Annotated in this window: 14 protein-coding genes; 5 read left to right on the top strand and 9 right to left on the bottom strand. The window is 58.2% G+C overall.

The features are described 5' to 3' along the window. The first annotated feature begins 36 nt into the window (after nucleotides 1–36). The 3 genes from dctP to H7850_RS10585 all read left to right on the top strand — a co-directional run bounded on the left by dctP (nucleotide 37) and on the right by H7850_RS10585 (nucleotide 3,159). Nucleotides 37–1,065 carry a TRAP transporter substrate-binding protein DctP gene (gene dctP / locus H7850_RS10595; RefSeq protein ID WP_227369499.1) on the top strand — a complete coding sequence of 343 codons (1,029 nt, stop codon included), beginning with the start codon at nucleotides 37–39 and terminating at the stop codon, nucleotides 1,063–1,065. Between the two features lie 142 nt (nucleotides 1,066–1,207). After that, entirely contained in the window at nucleotides 1,208–1,882 is a 675-nt protein-coding gene (locus H7850_RS10590; RefSeq protein WP_227369498.1) for a TRAP transporter small permease, read from the top strand. Then, complete coding sequence (locus H7850_RS10585) at nucleotides 1,879–3,159, top strand: TRAP transporter large permease (protein WP_227369497.1); 1,281 nt, start codon at nucleotides 1,879–1,881, stop codon at nucleotides 3,157–3,159. The genes H7850_RS10590 and H7850_RS10585 overlap by 4 nt, the downstream gene beginning before the upstream one ends. Nucleotides 3,160–3,196: 37 nt before the next feature. On the opposite strand, the gene H7850_RS10580 is transcribed toward H7850_RS10585, so the two are convergent. The 5 genes from H7850_RS10580 to H7850_RS10560 form a co-directional block, all read right to left on the bottom strand. Beyond that, complete coding sequence (locus tag H7850_RS10580; protein ID WP_227369496.1) at nucleotides 3,197–4,114, bottom strand: LysR family transcriptional regulator; 918 nt, start codon at nucleotides 4,112–4,114, stop codon at nucleotides 3,197–3,199. A 276-nt stretch (nucleotides 4,115–4,390) separates the two neighbouring features. Next, nucleotides 4,391–4,786: a putative zinc-binding protein gene (locus H7850_RS10575; RefSeq protein WP_227369495.1), complete on the bottom strand. Its 396-nt coding sequence runs from the start codon at nucleotides 4,784–4,786 to the stop codon at nucleotides 4,391–4,393. Between the two features lie 97 nt (nucleotides 4,787–4,883). Continuing rightward, a complete protein-coding gene (locus H7850_RS10570) occupies nucleotides 4,884–6,488 on the bottom strand; it encodes a GMC family oxidoreductase N-terminal domain-containing protein (protein ID WP_227369494.1) in 1,605 nt (534 codons plus the stop codon). A gap of 22 nt (nucleotides 6,489–6,510) precedes the next feature. Beyond that, nucleotides 6,511–7,038 carry a hypothetical protein gene (locus tag H7850_RS10565; RefSeq protein ID WP_227369493.1) on the bottom strand — a complete coding sequence of 176 codons (528 nt, stop codon included), beginning with the start codon at nucleotides 7,036–7,038 and terminating at the stop codon, nucleotides 6,511–6,513. A gap of 10 nt (nucleotides 7,039–7,048) precedes the next feature. After that, on the bottom strand, nucleotides 7,049–8,470 hold the full coding sequence (locus H7850_RS10560) for a coniferyl aldehyde dehydrogenase (RefSeq protein ID WP_227369492.1): 1,422 nt from the start codon (nucleotides 8,468–8,470) through the stop codon (nucleotides 7,049–7,051). Between the two features lie 89 nt (nucleotides 8,471–8,559). Here H7850_RS10560 and H7850_RS10555 point away from each other — a divergent pair, with 89 nt between their 5' ends. Together H7850_RS10555 and H7850_RS10550 are read left to right on the top strand one after the other, a co-directional pair. Beyond that, complete coding sequence (locus tag H7850_RS10555) at nucleotides 8,560–9,546, top strand: sugar kinase (RefSeq protein ID WP_227369491.1); 987 nt, start codon at nucleotides 8,560–8,562, stop codon at nucleotides 9,544–9,546. Beyond that, the gene (locus tag H7850_RS10550; RefSeq protein ID WP_227369490.1) at nucleotides 9,543–10,211 is read left to right on the top strand and encodes an HAD family hydrolase; all 669 of its coding nucleotides are present in this window, start codon (nucleotides 9,543–9,545) and stop codon (nucleotides 10,209–10,211) included. The genes H7850_RS10555 and H7850_RS10550 overlap by 4 nt, the downstream gene beginning before the upstream one ends. A 65-nt stretch (nucleotides 10,212–10,276) precedes the next feature. On the opposite strand, the gene uxuA is transcribed toward H7850_RS10550, so the two are convergent. From uxuA to H7850_RS10530, 4 genes are read right to left on the bottom strand one after another with little or no spacing between them, the layout of a single operon-like run. Next, nucleotides 10,277–11,455: a mannonate dehydratase gene (uxuA, locus tag H7850_RS10545; RefSeq protein WP_227369489.1), complete on the bottom strand. Its 1,179-nt coding sequence runs from the start codon at nucleotides 11,453–11,455 to the stop codon at nucleotides 10,277–10,279. Nucleotides 11,456–11,485: 30 nt separating this feature from the next. Beyond that, the gene (locus H7850_RS10540) at nucleotides 11,486–12,940 is read right to left on the bottom strand and encodes a mannitol dehydrogenase family protein (protein WP_227369488.1); all 1,455 of its coding nucleotides are present in this window, start codon (nucleotides 12,938–12,940) and stop codon (nucleotides 11,486–11,488) included. A gap of 5 nt (nucleotides 12,941–12,945) precedes the next feature. Then, the gene (locus H7850_RS10535; RefSeq protein WP_227369487.1) at nucleotides 12,946–14,223 is read right to left on the bottom strand and encodes a TRAP transporter large permease; all 1,278 of its coding nucleotides are present in this window, start codon (nucleotides 14,221–14,223) and stop codon (nucleotides 12,946–12,948) included. After that, complete coding sequence (locus H7850_RS10530) at nucleotides 14,223–14,792, bottom strand: TRAP transporter small permease (protein WP_227369486.1); 570 nt, start codon at nucleotides 14,790–14,792, stop codon at nucleotides 14,223–14,225. Before H7850_RS10530 ends, H7850_RS10535 begins: the two co-directional genes overlap by 1 nt. Nucleotides 14,793–14,822 lie beyond the last annotated feature (30 nt).

Below are 14,822 nucleotides of genomic sequence, written 5' to 3'. Positions count from 1 at the left end.
TTAATAATTATATAAGAACAAACATGAGGTGTTACAATGTTCAACCAAAAAACGTTGTTGAAAAACATCCTACTATCTACCACATTAGCCGCAACGCTTGTGCCGGCTATCGCAATGGCGGAACAGTGGAAATTCGCCGTTGAGGAAATCCCCAACTCCATCATGGATGCCTATGCGCAGGAGTTCAAGAAGCGTATCGAGTCTGAAACAAATGGCGATATCACTGTCACTATCTACCATCTTGGCTCCTTGGGGACTCCAACAGAATTAGTGGGGCTGGCAGCCGATGGTGTCGTCCAATTTGCCAATGTTTCGATAGGTAACCTGGGGACAATCGTTCCCGAGTCACAAATTTTCCTATTGCCTTATACTCTTCCGTCCGATGAAGAGAAGCTTTCTCGCGTCCTCAGTGAAAGCGATGTTATTTATAACGAACTAGGAAATGATTTCGAATCCAAGGGGCTAAAACTTCAAACCCTGTATTCCGAAGGCCCGCAAGTATGGACGACCAATCGTGAGATACGTACTCCCGAAGATTTCGATAACTTCAAAATGCGAGTCATGGTTTCGCCAATCCTGCTTGAGGCTTATGAAGATATGGGGGCTAGCCCCACGCCACTGGACTTCGGTGAGGTCTATGGGGCGCTCCAGCTAGGCCAAGTGGATGGGCAAGTCAACCCCGTGCCAGCCATAGAAGAGATGAAGTTTTATGAGGTGTCTGACTATATGATTTGGGCCGGTGCAGGAGATCTGGTTACTGCCGTCGTATCCGGAAGCGACTGGTATGAATCCTTGGCACCTGAACGGCAACAGTTGATTGACGACACTTTACAAGATATGGAGGGATTCATTTACGACACCGTTGCCGATTACAACAAAGAAAAACTGGAAAATATCAAGAAAAACAAGCCAGATATTAAAATTATAGAGCTTAGCGAAGAAGAGCAGAAAGCTTTTGAAGAACGTACCCGAGATACTTATAAAGCCTATACCGACATTACCGGTAAGCGCGGTAAAAAACTGCTCGACGATTTAAACCAAGAAATCGATTCCATGGAAAAGTAGCATCACGTTGCGCCGCCTTGGGCGGCGCAACACTTGCATGTTCCAAGCATGGGGGCCAGATGTTGATTAAGCTGCCTTTATTCTGGCATCACACCTTGAGCGCTCATTGAGTGACCTAGCCATATCGTGTCTGGAGGTAAAGATGCTGACCAACAATAATTCCAATCTGACTCATTTCGTGGCCAAGGTAGATAACTGGATCGGCAAGGCGGAAGCTTTCGTGCTTGCTTGGGGAATTATTATCATGGCGACCAATACGATAGCAAATGTGATTGGGCGTTATGTTTTTTCACAGAGCATCTATTTTTCTGAAGAACTTAACCAGTTTCTTATTCTTATCGTTACCTTCTTCGGCCTCGGTTATGTAACACGTAAGGGGCAGCATATTCGTATGTCCGCCGTATATGATGCACTATCACCGCGTGTTCAAAAGATTTTCATGATAATTATCGCCACTTTAACTGGGGCTGTCATGCTGTTACTGGCTTGGTACGCCTTTGAATATGTGCAGAAAATCGCCAGAAGAGGACAAATCACCCCAGCACTGCAGTTTCCACTTTATCTCACCTATATCTGGGTAATTATTGGATTCTTGATTACGGGTGTACAGTACATTTTGACTGTTCTGAAAAATCTTAACTTTTCCGATACCAATGTCTATATCTCTTATAGCCAAGTCGATGAGTACGAAGACCCCGAAACCGCTGAAATATTACATCTTTATGAGCAGGACCATAAGCTATCCGGTGCCGAGGGTGAAAGAGGCACAAGAAGCGATAAGGCTAGCAGTGACGATCACGGGGAGGGCCGGCCATGACGGTAATGATGCTAGGCGTAATGACGGTTTTACTGCTGATTGGGTTCCCCATGATGATGCCGTTACTGGTCGCGGCGATTGCCGCTTTTATTTTTTATATTCCCGGCCTGAGCCTACAGTTAACGATTCAACAGATGATCAGTGGAATACAGCCAGCCGCATTGATTGCAGTGCCGATGTTCATATTGGCTGCGGATATCATCACTCGAGGCCACTCTGCCGATCGCCTGGTCGATGTGGTAATGCGCTTTATGGGACATATCCGAGGCGGGTTAGCCGTATCTGTCACTTCTGCATGTGCCTTGTTCGGGGCAGTATGTGGTTCAACACAGGCTACCGTGGTGGCTGTCGGAGGGGCCATGCGCCCACGTATGTTGAAAGCGGGCTACAAGGATAGTTTTACCATTGGCTTGATCGTCAACGCCGCAGATTTAGCTTATTTAATCCCTCCCTCCATTGGGATGATCATCTACGGCGTCATCTCAGGCACGTCAATTTCCGAACTATTCATTGCAGGCTTAGGTCCCGGCTTCCTTATTATCATCTTGTTCTCTTTATATTGTATCTGGTATGCCAAACGTCATGATATACCTGTAGAGGAAAAGGCCACCTGGAAGGAACGTTTTATTTCCATTCGGCGCGCATTGTGGCCGCTTGGTTTTCCGTTAATTGTGGTGGGTGGTATCTATGGCGGCATCTTTAGCCCTACCGAGGCAGCAGCTGTCTGTGTGCTATATGCATTGATTCTAGAGTGGGTCGTATTTCGTTCGATCAAGCTACGTGATTTTTATGACATAGCGCTATCTACGGGAGCGATAACGTCGATGGTGTTTATTTTGATCGCCGCTGGCGCTGTCTTTTCTTGGGTACTATCCTTCGCTCAAGTACCGCAACAGATCATTTCCTCCATCGGTCTGGATGGTGCAGGCCCCGTAGTTACTCTGATCGCGATCAATATTGCCTTCTTTATCGGTTGTATGTTCGTCGATTCAATCGTTGTCATCCTTATTTTGGTGCCTATTTTCTCACCTCTGGTTAAAGCTGCCGGACTGGATCCCGTTCTGGTCGGCGTACTCATTACTTTACAATTGGCCATTGGTGCGGCCACACCACCTTTCGGATGTAACATCTTCACTGCCGTGGCAGTATTCCGGCGACCATTTGTGGACGTGATTCGTGGTCTTCCTCCCTTCCTTATAATCCTGTTGTTTGCAACAGTTATGCTGATAGCTTTTCCACAAATATCGCTTTTCTTAAGAGACCTTGCCTTCAGGTAAAGGTAGTTTCGGGGGCAGATGTATCGATGTCACGATATCAAGCATTATCATCATGGCTGGCAATGCTTGAGTTGGAGACGACGTTTTTCAGGTCCTCTATAAAAAGCTTAGTGATGTATTGAGGCTCGGGCGATTGACGCGTGACTAAAGTAAATTCAGAGTGGTATTTGAATTCGGGATGACTGAAGGCACGCATCTCACTATTTTCCACCCATCGTCGAGCGTAATGGATAGGCAAAGAGCCAAGAAAAATACCACTCTTGATCAAAATGGCTTCGGCTTCCATATTAGAGACCGAGGCAATACGTTGAGTATTTTCCATGCTGGAAAGATTGGAATGCTGTAGATAAGTACGTAAAGAAATTGCATGCTTTCCAATAGTTATTAAATCAAGATCGACATCCGGGACATGAAACAGCGGATGCCTATTACCGCAATATAGGGCATGTTCTTCTCTGTATAGTAGTTGGTAATTCAATCTACTATTCCGGTTGGGAAAAGGGCCGATGGCCACATGTATATTGTGATTGAGTATTTCTCGCTCCAAGTCTTCTGGTGGCAGTATGACTAGTTTTAGCGAGACATCCCCCTGGCGTTGATAGAAGCGGTTGATGGCCTTACTGACAGGAAAATGAGGATCAGTAATAGTGTTATCGATTAATCCGATGCGTAGGGTACCGGTCAATAGATTGCGCAACTCACCTAGCTCGGCCTCAAAATCGGCAATACCGTTAAGCATCTGGCGACACTTTTGATATACGAGGGTTCCCTTTTCGGTCAAGGTAAAGCCGCCCCGTCCACGATGACAGAGTTGAAAACCCAAGCGAATCTCGAAATCACGGATATGAGTGCTGATGGCAGGCTGGCTCATGCCCAGTAGGGACTGAGCCCCTGTGAAGCCGCCACTTTCCACGACAGTACAAAATGTTTGCACATGTTTGGCCGAATATCTCATGATCCTACCTTACTTTGATGGGCGCGATCCTTCGAACCTCAAAGACCTCTAAACTGATCAGCCCAATAGCACTTTGCCCGCGCTACCACGTTGTAGTCCATTATAATTTAGCGCTTATGCTGCACCGGAGAACATTTCGGATCAGTAAAAAGCCCACGGGCTCGGGAGAGGAATCTGGATAGTCGAGTCGCATGGGAGGAGTCTAGCAAGAGCGTGAAGCGGAAGGGAGAAGGAAAGCGCACCGCCTGAGCGGTGCTGGGTTCGCCTCGAAGTGGTTCAGAGGCCTTCGTGCATAGGCAGTCGCGCAATCAGGTCAGCGACATCGTCACAGACCTGGCCGATCTCTTCTTCGCTGTAGCGCTTGCCGCGACGCTTCTTGTAGCCCATTTCGTAGAGTTTGACGTGTTCGGTGGCGGTGACGCCGGCGTTGTCCAGACAGTGGCTGACGCAGTGCATCTGGCAGCCGTCGATAGCGACGATCGGCCGACCGGAACGGGCGGTCTTCACCAGCCCGGGCACGCCGCCACCGACCCCGGCGATGCAGGACATCTCCGCCACGCCGGCATGATCGAGGCGCACGGCGGTTTCATTGGCGAGCTGCGCCACGTCGGAGCAACCCGAGCAGGAATAGATCAGGGTGCGAGGCTTACTTGGACGTTGCATGCTGGTCATGATTCCTCCCTGTAATGATGAGAGACGACAAAAGAGGGCTGAACCCCCCGATATCGATCATGGTCGCACGCTAACGACATCGGCATGTTGAGTGAGGTCAAGGATGGCGCTGACTATTCATCTCCTCAGCGAGCCGGCTCGCTAGGCAGGCAACGATGGCGTAGATGGAAAGCTGTGGATTGGCGCCGATGCTGGTCGGAAACAACGAGCCATCGAGGACCGACAAATTCTCGAGCTGATGATGACACCCGCGACTGTCGACCACCGCATGTCGGGGGTCGTCTCCCATGGCGCAGCCGCCCATCACGTGGGCACTGGCCAGGCGCACGTCATGTAACGCATAGCTAAGATGCTCCACCTGCGCGCGAAAATCCGGCCAATCCCGACTGAGACGAGCTTGACTGTGCCCCGGCATCACGGCCTCGGCACCGGCGGCAAACTGCAATTCGCCCATGGCCAGGTAGGCGCGCCTGACCCCATCGAAGAGATAGTCGTTGAGAGGATAATCCAGCACCGGCGAGCCGTCTTTTCGTAATACCACCTGCCCGCCTTGACTCTCGGGATGAAAGCCATCGCGCATCAGGGCGATCGCCACACTGCTGTGAGAGAGCCGACCCATGCGCGCAAGGCCTTCCCTTCCGTGACCGCCGAACAGCGCCGCCATGATGCATGGCTGCATGGGCGGCACCTCCAGCTTGAAGCCCAAAGGGCCGGTCACGCCTTCGCGCCATTGAAAATGGTCGCTATGCACGGATTGCGGCGCGCCATAATAGCCATCGATGCGTTGATCGAACCGGGCCACCGTCAGCGCCACCGGATGCAGGAAGGTACGCCTGCCAAGTCGCTCGAATGGGTCCGGCGCCTTGGAGCGCAACAGCAACCCCGGTGTGTTGATGCCGCCGCCGGCCAGTACCACATGGCGGCCACGAAGCTCCAGGCGAGGTCCGTCGGCCCGGCTCAGGGTGGCGTTCATGCCCCGGCATGACACACCCAGGACCCGCTCGCCTTCCACTATCAGGCGCTCCGCACGAGCACGGTGAATCAGAGTCGCACCTTTCTCCAGGGCCGCCGGCAGGGTGGTCAGCAGCATCGACTGCTTGGCGTTGGTCGGGCAGCCAGTGCCGCAATAACCGAGGTTCCAGCAGCCGCGCACGTTGCGCGGGATCGTTGACCAGTGCCAGCCAAGCGCTTCGCAGCCGGCTCGCAGCACGTCATTATTGGGATTCGGCGGGACGATCCAGGGAGCGATGCCGAGTCGTGCTTCCATGCGCTCGAACCAGGGTGCGAGGGTTTCGGCATCGAGGCCCGTCACCGCGTGGGCCTCGGCCCAGTGGTTCAGGGACGACTCCGGGGTGCGAAAACTGCTGGTCCAGTTGACGGTGGTAGAGCCGCCAACCGTTCGTCCTTGAAGGATGCTGATCCCGCCATCTTTCGTCATGCGGGCGGCGCCTTCCTGATAGAGCTCGGCGTAGGCCTTAGCCTCGTCGTTCTCGAAATCCGAAGAGGTCTTGAGCGAACCCTCCTCCACCAGCACCACGGAGAGCCCGGCCCTAGTCAAGATCTCAGCGCTGGTGCCACCCCCGGCCCCCGTACCGACGATGATCACGTCGGCCTCGAAGACCTTACCCTCATCGAGCCGGGCGGCGTCCAGTACACGCCACCCCCGGGCGACGCCCTGCAGGAACGGATCGGCTACCGGCATGGGGTTTATCTCCTGTGATCATTCATACGCGTGGCGGCCCGGGATAGCCAGTCTCGGCCCAGGCCATGGGCAGCGCGTACCAGGCCATCGACAGCAGCTGATTGAGCGCCTTGTACCCTTGGCGAAGCAGATCAAAGCGGCTGTCGCGCCAGCGAACCAGAAAGGCATCGATCTGGGCGGGTGATGCCTTTTCCCAGGCGCCCCAAACACCGGTCAGGGGGACTCGGGTGAGCGGCAGGTTGAGCAGGTCGAGCAGTTCCTGAACATCTTTTTGAATGGCCGACGACATGGCCGCTAGGCTACGATCGAGCTGACGAAGCGTCGCCTCGGCAGCGTTCTCCTCTCGCTGCAATGCAGGATGAGGGCCGATCACCGTAGGAAGCAATGCGGTCAGCAGCACCAAATCGCTGTCACGCAGCACCATGAAGCCCGCAGCGGGCTGAGCGGATGAGCAACCCGCGAGGCTCGCCGTAACTCCCACCGTGGTCAGGGTCAGGCTGGCCCCAAAACCCAGCTTCAGGAGTTCGCGGCGTGAAAGCATCACAGGCATCGGCGCTCCTTTACCGCACAAACCAGCGATAAATCAGCTTTTGCAACCGTCCGCCGTAGGGCGGATAGATCAGCTTGGCCGTGTTGAGACGCTGCTTGATGAACACCCCCTTGGCCTTGCTGAAGGTGAGGAATCCCTCGTGGCCATGATAATGCCCCATGCCCGAGGCACCGATGCCACCGAAGGGCAGATCCTCCTGAGCCACGTGCAGCACGGCGTCGTTCACGCACATGCCACCGGCGTGAGTATGTTGCATCAGACGTTGCTGCTCGGCCTTGTCGTAACCGAAGTAGTACAGCGCCAGCGGACGCGGACGTCGTGCCACGTACTCCATCGCCTCCTCGATGCTCTCGACCGGGACGATCGGCAGCAGTGGGCCGAAGATTTCCTCCTGCATGGCCCGCATGTCGTCAGTGACATCGAGCAGCAGGGTTGGCGGGAGTATACGCGTTCCTTCAAGACTCTCATTGGCCGGATTGACGGTAATAAGTTGCGCCCCCTTAGCCCGGGCATCATCAAGCACATCGACGAGCCGGCTGTGCTGGCGCTCGTTGACGATCCAGGTGACGTCCGGGTTGTCGACGAGGCTTGGATAAAGACGCGTGAACTGCTGACGCAGCGCCTCCACCAGTTCATCGACCCGCTCTCGCGGACAGAGCACATAGTCCGGGGCAATACAGGTCTGGCCGGCATTGAGACCCTTGCCGAAGGCAATGCGCTCGGCGGCGTGCTCGATGGACACGTCCTGGGAAATGATCGCCGGCGACTTGCCACCCAGTTCCAGGGTCACCGGGGTCAGATTGTCCGCGGCGGCACGCATCACGTGCTTGCCTACCGCAGTGCTGCCGGTAAACAGCAGATGATCGAAAGGCAACTGCGAGAACGCCTTGCCGACGTCCGCCTCGCCAGTGACCACCGCGACCCGGTCTTCCTCGAAGACCTCACCCAGCAAGCGGGTCACCACTTCGGCGGTGGCCGGGGTAAACTCGCTCATCTTGAGCATCGCTCGATTGCCCGCGGCCAGCGCGGCGATCAATGGGCTCAGGGCCAGATAGAGGGGATAGTTCCAGGGCACGATGATGCCCACCACGCCGAGCGGTTGATACACCACCCGCGCCCGGCCCGGCTGAAAGGCTATCCCGACCCGGCGCCGGGAAGGCTTCATCCAGCGGCGCACGCGCTTGACGGTGTAATCGATGCCCTGCACCGCCGGCACTATCTCCGCGAAGCGGGTCTCGTCCGGCGAGCGATGCCCGAAGTCGCGGCTGATTGCCTCGAAAAGCGCCTCCTGATGGCGAATCAGGCTTTCCTTGAGCGCCTTGAGTTGGCCAATGCGCTCCGCCGCTTCCGGCATGGGCTCACGATTGAAAGCCTCACGCTGGGCAGCGAGCGAGCATTCAAGATCGACTTTGAGGTTTGAACGATCGGTCATGAAACATCCCGGTTGGCGTTGCGTCTTCTGCGTTATATCACTCGCTGTGACGCGGTACGATATAGGCCCACTATCCAAAGGAGAAAAGTATGACGCAATCGCCTACTTCCGGCCCCGAAATCCTTACCTTCGGCGAGGCGATGGCGCTATTCATCGCCGAGACCTCCGGCGATCTGGCGGATGTCGAGCGCTTCCAGCGTCGTATCGCCGGGGCCGATACCAATGTTGCCATCGGCCTTTCGCGGCTGGGCTTTAATGTCGGTTGGCTAAGCCGGATCGGGGACGATAGCTTCGGCACCTTCATTCGCCGAACTTTGGAAGCGGAAGGATTGGATTGTCGCCATCTGAATGTCGATCCCGAACACCCCACCGGGCTGATGTTCAAGGAGCGTGCCGTGGGCGGCACGGATCCGCGTACCGAATACTTTCGCCGGGGCAGCGCCGCCAGCCATCTCACTACTGAAGATGCCGAGAACGTCGACTTTTCCGCTCTGCGCCATCTACATGCCACCGGCATCCCCCCGGCTATCTCGGCAAGCTGTCGGGAATTGTCCCGCCATCTGCTGGCGCGCGCTCGAGCCGCCGGCGCCAGCATCTCCTTTGACCCCAATCTGCGTCCCAGCCTGTGGGAAAGTGAAAGCGTCATGCGCGACACTTTGAACGAACTGGCGGCCGACGCCGACTGGGTGCTGCCAGGGCTCGCCGAGGGCCGCCTGCTCACCGGTTACGAGACGGCTTACGACATCGCCGGCTTCTATCTGGATCAGGGTGCCAAGGCGGTAATCATCAAGCTCGGCCCTGAAGGCAGCTACTATCGCGGTACCTTGGGCGGCCAAAACGAGGAAGTCACCGTGCCCGGCTTCCCGGTGGCCGAGGTGATCGATACCGTGGGCGCCGGCGATGCCTTCGCCGTGGGAACGGTCAGCGCCCTGCTCGACGGACGCTCGCCCCAGGAGGCGGCACGCCGAGGCAACCTGATCGGCTCTCTCGCGGTGCAGGTGCTTGGCGATATGGAAGGGCTGCCCAGCCGCGCCCGGCTCGACGCCCTCGAGGCCAATGCCTGGAGTCAACCATGACCGCTCCCCTTTGCCTGCTCTTCGACTCCGACGGCACCCTGGTCGACAGCGAAATCCTGCTCGCCCAGGTGATGGCGGAGGTACTGCCGCGCTACGGCCTGCCCTTCACCGCGGCGCAGTACATGCAGGAATTTCGTGGCGTGCGCTTTCTTACCATCGTCCAGACGCAGGAGGCGCGTTATGGCGCTCTGGCCGAAAACCTGTTCCCCAGGATGGAAGCCGACATGCGCGAGATGATGGAGGCTCGCATGCGCGCCGAACTCGAACCCATCACCGGTATGCCAGAAGTTCTTGAGGCACTTGCCGATCACACCAAGGCGGTGGTTTCCAACGGCCCCGAACGCAAGATCCGTTGCGCCATGGAAAGCGCCGGCCTTGCCCACCACTTCGGCGACAACCTGTTCAGCGCCTATACCCTGAACGTGTGGAAGCCCGACCCGGCACTCTATCTCAAGGCAGCGGAGGCTCTGGGCTACCCGCCCGAACGCTGCGTGGTGATCGACGATGCCGCCGTCGGCGTGGCCGCCGGGCTAGAAGCGGGCATGAGGGTAGTCCATCTCAACCACTTTCCCGAGAAAGAAACCGCACCGGAAGGCGCCATCGAAATCCGTCACGCCAGCGAGTTGGCTGAGGCTATCGCTGGACTTAACGCGCAAAACCGCTAGGTCGGCAACGCGTCCCCATCAGTCCCGCCGAATAATGGGCGCGTGTTGCCTAATGGCGATAACGTTCACTTCATCAACTGCTTCACCGCAACCTCCACCCCACGCAGTTCCGCCAGGCCGCGCAGGCGGCCGTAGAGCGGGTAGCCCGGCGCTGTGTCGCGGTGCTGGTCGTCGAGGATGTAGTGGCCGTGGTCCGGGCGCAGCGGCAGGCGCGGGCCGCCTTCGCGCTCGCGGCGGCGCTCCTCTTCCACCAGCGCCGCGATCACCGCCACCATGTCCACATCCCCCGTCAGATGCGGCGCTTCATGGAAGGAGCGCGGGTCCGGCTGTTCGCGCTGAGTGGAGCGCAGATGGGTGAAGTAGATTTTAGGGCCGAAACGCCGCGCCATGTCCGCCAGGTCGTTGTCCGCGCGCACCCCGTAGGAGCCGGTGCACAGGGTCAGGCCGTTGGCTTTGCTCGGCACGGTATCGAGAATCCACTGGGCATCCTCGGCAGTGGAAACCACCCGGGGTAGGCCGAGCAGTGGCCGGGGCGGATCGTCCGGATGAATCGCCATGCGGATGCCCGCCTCCTCGGCCACCGGGATGATGGCCTGCAGGAAATAACCCAGATGCTCGCGAAGTGTGGCAGCGTCGATCTCGGCATACTCGGCCAGCACCTCGCGGAAGCGCGCGAGGGTATAGTGTTCCTCGGCACCGGGCAGCCCGGCGATGATGTTATTGGTGAGCTTGTCCCGAGCCGGCTGGTCGAGGGTGTCGAGATAGGCCTGCGCGGCGGTCTTCTCGTCGTCGCCGTACTCCTGCGCCGCGCCGGGGCGTTCGAGCAGGTAGAGATCGAAGGCGGCGAAGGCGGTCTGGTCGAAGCGTAGCGCCAGTGCCCCGTCGGACATGCGGTAGGTGAGATCGGTACGGGTCCAGTCGAGCACCGGCATGAAGTTGTAGCAGACGGTGTCGATACCGCAGGCCGCCAGGTTGCGCAGGGTCTGGCAGTAGGTCTCGATGTGCGCGTCGCGCTCGGGCAGTCCTTTCTTGATCGCCTCGGTGACCGGCACGCTCTCCACCACCGACCAGGAGAGGCCGGCCGCCTCGATCATCCGCTTACGCTCGCCGATCGCCTCGGTCGTCCACACCTCGCCGTTGGGAACGTCGTGCAGTGCGGTGACGATGCCGGTGGCCCCGGTCTGGCGGACCTCGTCGAGGCGGATGGGATCGTTGGGGCCGAACCAGCGCCAGGTATGTTCCATGATGATGTCCTCGTGTCAGACGCGCTCGAGCTAAGCGAGCGCCGCGCTCAAGCTGCGCTGTGTCAGGGTATGGTAGGCGGTGACGACTGCTTCGCGGAAACCGGGCATTTGTGCCAACTCTGGCGCGAAGATGGCGTCTTCAGCGAGAAAGGCCCGCACAAGCGTGTCCGCATCTTCGCCGTGGCGTTGATGCAGTGCCTGGAAATGCTCCGCCAGGGGGTCGTCCACCGGATAGGGGTTGCCGCTTAAATCCTCGCCTTTGGTATAGCGAATCCAGGCGGCGATGCCCAGCGTCGTGCAGGGCACCGGCTCGCCGGCTTCAAGGCGCATTCCGGCACCGTCGAGCCAGCGCTGGGGCAGTTTCTGACTGCCGTCCATGGCGATCTGCTGCAGACGGTGGCGCAGGCTGTCGTTGGCGAAACGCGCGATGAGCCGCTCGGCGTACTCCTCGAGGTCAGTACCCTCGGGCATGGCCAGGGTCGGTGCGGCCTCTTCCAGCATGTAGCGGCGCAGCAGGGTCTCAAGATCGTCGCGGCTCACCGCCTCGAAGACGGTCGCGATGCCGTCGAGCGCCCCCAGGTAGGCGAGCAGCGAATGGCTGCCGTTGAGCATCCTGAGCTTCATGGCCTCGAACGGCGCGACATCGGAGACCATCTCGACGCCGTCCGCCTCCCAGGCCGGGCGGCCCTGGGGGAAGTCTTCCTCGACCACCCACTGGGCGAAGGCTTCGCAGACCACGGCGTTCTTGTCCTCGACACCGAGTTCTGCCAGACGCGCAAAATCCGTCTCGGTCATGGCCGGCACGATGCGATCGACCATGCTGCAGGGAAAGGCCACCGCGCGCTCGACCCATTCGGCGAGCGCCGCGTCACGGCGTGCCGCCAACTGGCTCACCGCAGCCCGGGTACGCTTGCCGTTGTCCGGCATGTTGTCGCAGGAAAGCACCGTGAAGGGAGCGACGCCAGCCGCTCGGCGCCGCGCCAGGGCCTCGACCAGGATACCCGGCGCAGTGCGCGGTGAAGCGGGATTGGCGATATCGAAGGCGATCATGGGGTCATCGATCAGCAAATCGCCGCTGGCCGGACTCAGGAAATAGCCCTTCTCGGTGACGGTCAGGGTGACGATACGGGTCTCGGGGGCGGTCATACGCGTCAGCAACGCCTCGAGATCGCGACCCCATTGGCCATCCTCCTGGCCGGTGAACAGAGTCTCTTCGATCACGCCGATCTCGCGCAGCGTCACGCTTTCGCTGTCGGCGTATTCCGCCACGTGATGGCAATGACCCGCCTCGCGCAGGGTATCGACCAGCCCGACGCTCGAACGTAGATTGGCGCTGCTTATTCCCCAAGCGGCGTCGCCCGTTCGCTGTCTATAGCGCTCCAAATAGACCGCTTGATGCGCACGGTGGAATGCGCCCAAGCCCAGATGGACGATACCGATCCGGCCCTGGCGCGGTGCGGCGGGAGCACGCTTCAGTTGGGTCATTGGCGTTACTCCATCAACAGGTTGGGCAGCCACAGGGAAAGCGCTGGGATATACGACACCAACAGCAGCACGATCAGGTTGCAGATCAAAAATGGCAGGATGGCGCGGGCCACGCGCAGCATGGGCAGCTTGCCAATACCCGAGACGACGAACAGACAGACCCCCACCGGCGGTGTGGTCAGGCCGATCATCAGGTTGAGCACCGCCATCAAACCGAAATGGATCGGATCCATGCCGACCCCCGTCGCTACGCCGAGAAGTGCCGGGAACAGGATGATCAGGGCGGCGATGGTTTCCATGAACGATCCCACCACCAACAAGATCAGGTTGAGGATCAGGATGACCACGATGGGTTTTTCGCTGATGTTGAGAATGCCGTCGGCGATCAGCTGGGGAATCTGCTGGCTGGTGAGAATCCATCCAAATAGATTGGCCAGCCCCACCAGCAGCATCAGCGACCCCGAGGTCAGCACCGTATCAACGATGATCTGTGGCAGGTTGCGCCAGTTGAGTCCCTTGTAGACGAACATGCCGATGACGAAGGCATACAGGCTGGCGACGATCGAGGCCTCCGTGGGGGTGAACAGGCCGCCGATGATCCCGTAAAGAATGATGAAGGTCATCAGCAATGCCCAGAAGGCGCTGCGCCCTTCCTTGAGCAGCTCCTTGAGGCTCGAGCGCCGCTCCCGCGGGTAGCCGCGCCGTACCGCTAGGATGTAGGTGGTGATCATCATCGCCACTCCTAGCAACAGCCCGGGTATGGCGCCGGCCAGGAACATCTTGCCCACCGAGACGCCGCCCAGCGAACCGACGATGATCATCGGCACACTGGGCGGAATGATCGGACCAATGGTGGACGAGGCGGCGGTCACCGCAGCGGCGAAGGGTTTGTCATAGCCCGCACGCGCCATGCCGGGGATCATCACCGAGCCAATGCTGGCGGCATCGGCTACCGCGGTGCCGGAAATACCGCCGAACAGCATCGAGCCGCCGACGTTGGCCAGCCCTAGTCCGCCGCGCACATGACCCACCAGGGCATTGCAGAAGCGGATGATGTGGTCGGTAATGTTGCCCACGTTCATCAGATTGCCGGCCAGGACGAAGCCGGGAATGCACAGCAGCACGAAGGAGTCGATACCGCCGTACAGCTTCTGTGGCACGATCGTCAGGGAGATGCCCTCGATAAGCAGATAGCTCAGCGACGAAATGCCCAGGGCAAAGGCGATTGGCATGCCCAACAGGAGCAGCACAAGAAACACGCTGAAGAGTATGGCGATTTCCATCACACGCGCTCCTGGTAAGACGACGGACCACGAACGATAGCCACGGCGGCCTCGATCAGGCTCAGCGCCGCGTAAAGAACATTGAGTCCAAACAGGACAGCAGTGGAAAAGAAGATATAAATCATCGGCACCTTGAGCGTCGGCGACGTCTGGAAGGCGCCGATCTGTGCGTACTGCATGGCATAGGGCACCATCAGCAGGGCGAACCCTCCCACCAACAGGCATATCAGGGCGCGATAAGCCAACTGCCCGCGCCAGGGGAGAAACTGATGAAACAACTCTACATTGACATGCCGATTACGCCGCAGCACCAGCCCTGATGAGAGCGCCACCATATAGATGAAGAGATAACGCGACAGCTCTTCCGTCCATGCCGGTGAGCTAGGCAGCGCCAGGCGCGCAAAAATTTGCAACAACACTACCGCCGCAATGCCCAGCAACGCCAAGGAGGCCAGGACACCGAACAAGCGATCAAGCCACGTTACCAGCCGCCCAAACGCTCCACCCAAGGGAGGTATCTCGGCGATGACATGGAGAGAGTCGCCAGGCTGCATGTCGGATTCATTCATGTAAGCGCCCTTGATACTTTATGCACTTCA

Source organism: Halomonas sp. M20 (assembly GCF_020622265.1).
In the GTDB taxonomy this organism is placed as follows: domain Bacteria; phylum Pseudomonadota; class Gammaproteobacteria; order Pseudomonadales; family Halomonadaceae; genus Modicisalibacter.
This window is presented reverse-complemented; position numbering and strand designations above follow the sequence as displayed.

Excerpts from the sequence above, each read along its gene's own strand:
- H7850_RS10560 (WP_227369492.1), bottom strand. The coding sequence starts at position 8,470 with ATGACCGATCGTTCAAACCTCAAAGTCGATCTTGAATGCTCGCTCGCT.
- H7850_RS10585 (WP_227369497.1), top strand. The coding sequence starts at position 1,879 with ATGACGGTAATGATGCTAGGCGTAATGACGGTTTTACTGCTGATTGGG.
- H7850_RS10565 (WP_227369493.1), bottom strand. The coding sequence starts at position 7,038 with ATGCCTGTGATGCTTTCACGCCGCGAACTCCTGAAGCTGGGTTTTGGG.
- H7850_RS10555 (WP_227369491.1), top strand. The coding sequence starts at position 8,560 with ATGACGCAATCGCCTACTTCCGGCCCCGAAATCCTTACCTTCGGCGAG.
- H7850_RS10535 (WP_227369487.1), bottom strand. The coding sequence starts at position 14,223 with ATGGAAATCGCCATACTCTTCAGCGTGTTTCTTGTGCTGCTCCTGTTG.
- H7850_RS10575 (WP_227369495.1), bottom strand. The coding sequence starts at position 4,786 with ATGACCAGCATGCAACGTCCAAGTAAGCCTCGCACCCTGATCTATTCC.
- H7850_RS10580 (WP_227369496.1), bottom strand. The coding sequence starts at position 4,114 with ATGAGATATTCGGCCAAACATGTGCAAACATTTTGTACTGTCGTGGAA.
- H7850_RS10550 (WP_227369490.1), top strand. The coding sequence starts at position 9,543 with ATGACCGCTCCCCTTTGCCTGCTCTTCGACTCCGACGGCACCCTGGTC.
- H7850_RS10570 (WP_227369494.1), bottom strand. The coding sequence starts at position 6,488 with ATGCCGGTAGCCGATCCGTTCCTGCAGGGCGTCGCCCGGGGGTGGCGT.
- dctP (WP_227369499.1), top strand. The coding sequence starts at position 37 with ATGTTCAACCAAAAAACGTTGTTGAAAAACATCCTACTATCTACCACA.
- H7850_RS10540 (WP_227369488.1), bottom strand. The coding sequence starts at position 12,940 with ATGACCCAACTGAAGCGTGCTCCCGCCGCACCGCGCCAGGGCCGGATC.
- H7850_RS10590 (WP_227369498.1), top strand. The coding sequence starts at position 1,208 with ATGCTGACCAACAATAATTCCAATCTGACTCATTTCGTGGCCAAGGTA.
- uxuA (WP_227369489.1), bottom strand. The coding sequence starts at position 11,455 with ATGGAACATACCTGGCGCTGGTTCGGCCCCAACGATCCCATCCGCCTC.
- H7850_RS10530 (WP_227369486.1), bottom strand. The coding sequence starts at position 14,792 with ATGAATGAATCCGACATGCAGCCTGGCGACTCTCTCCATGTCATCGCC.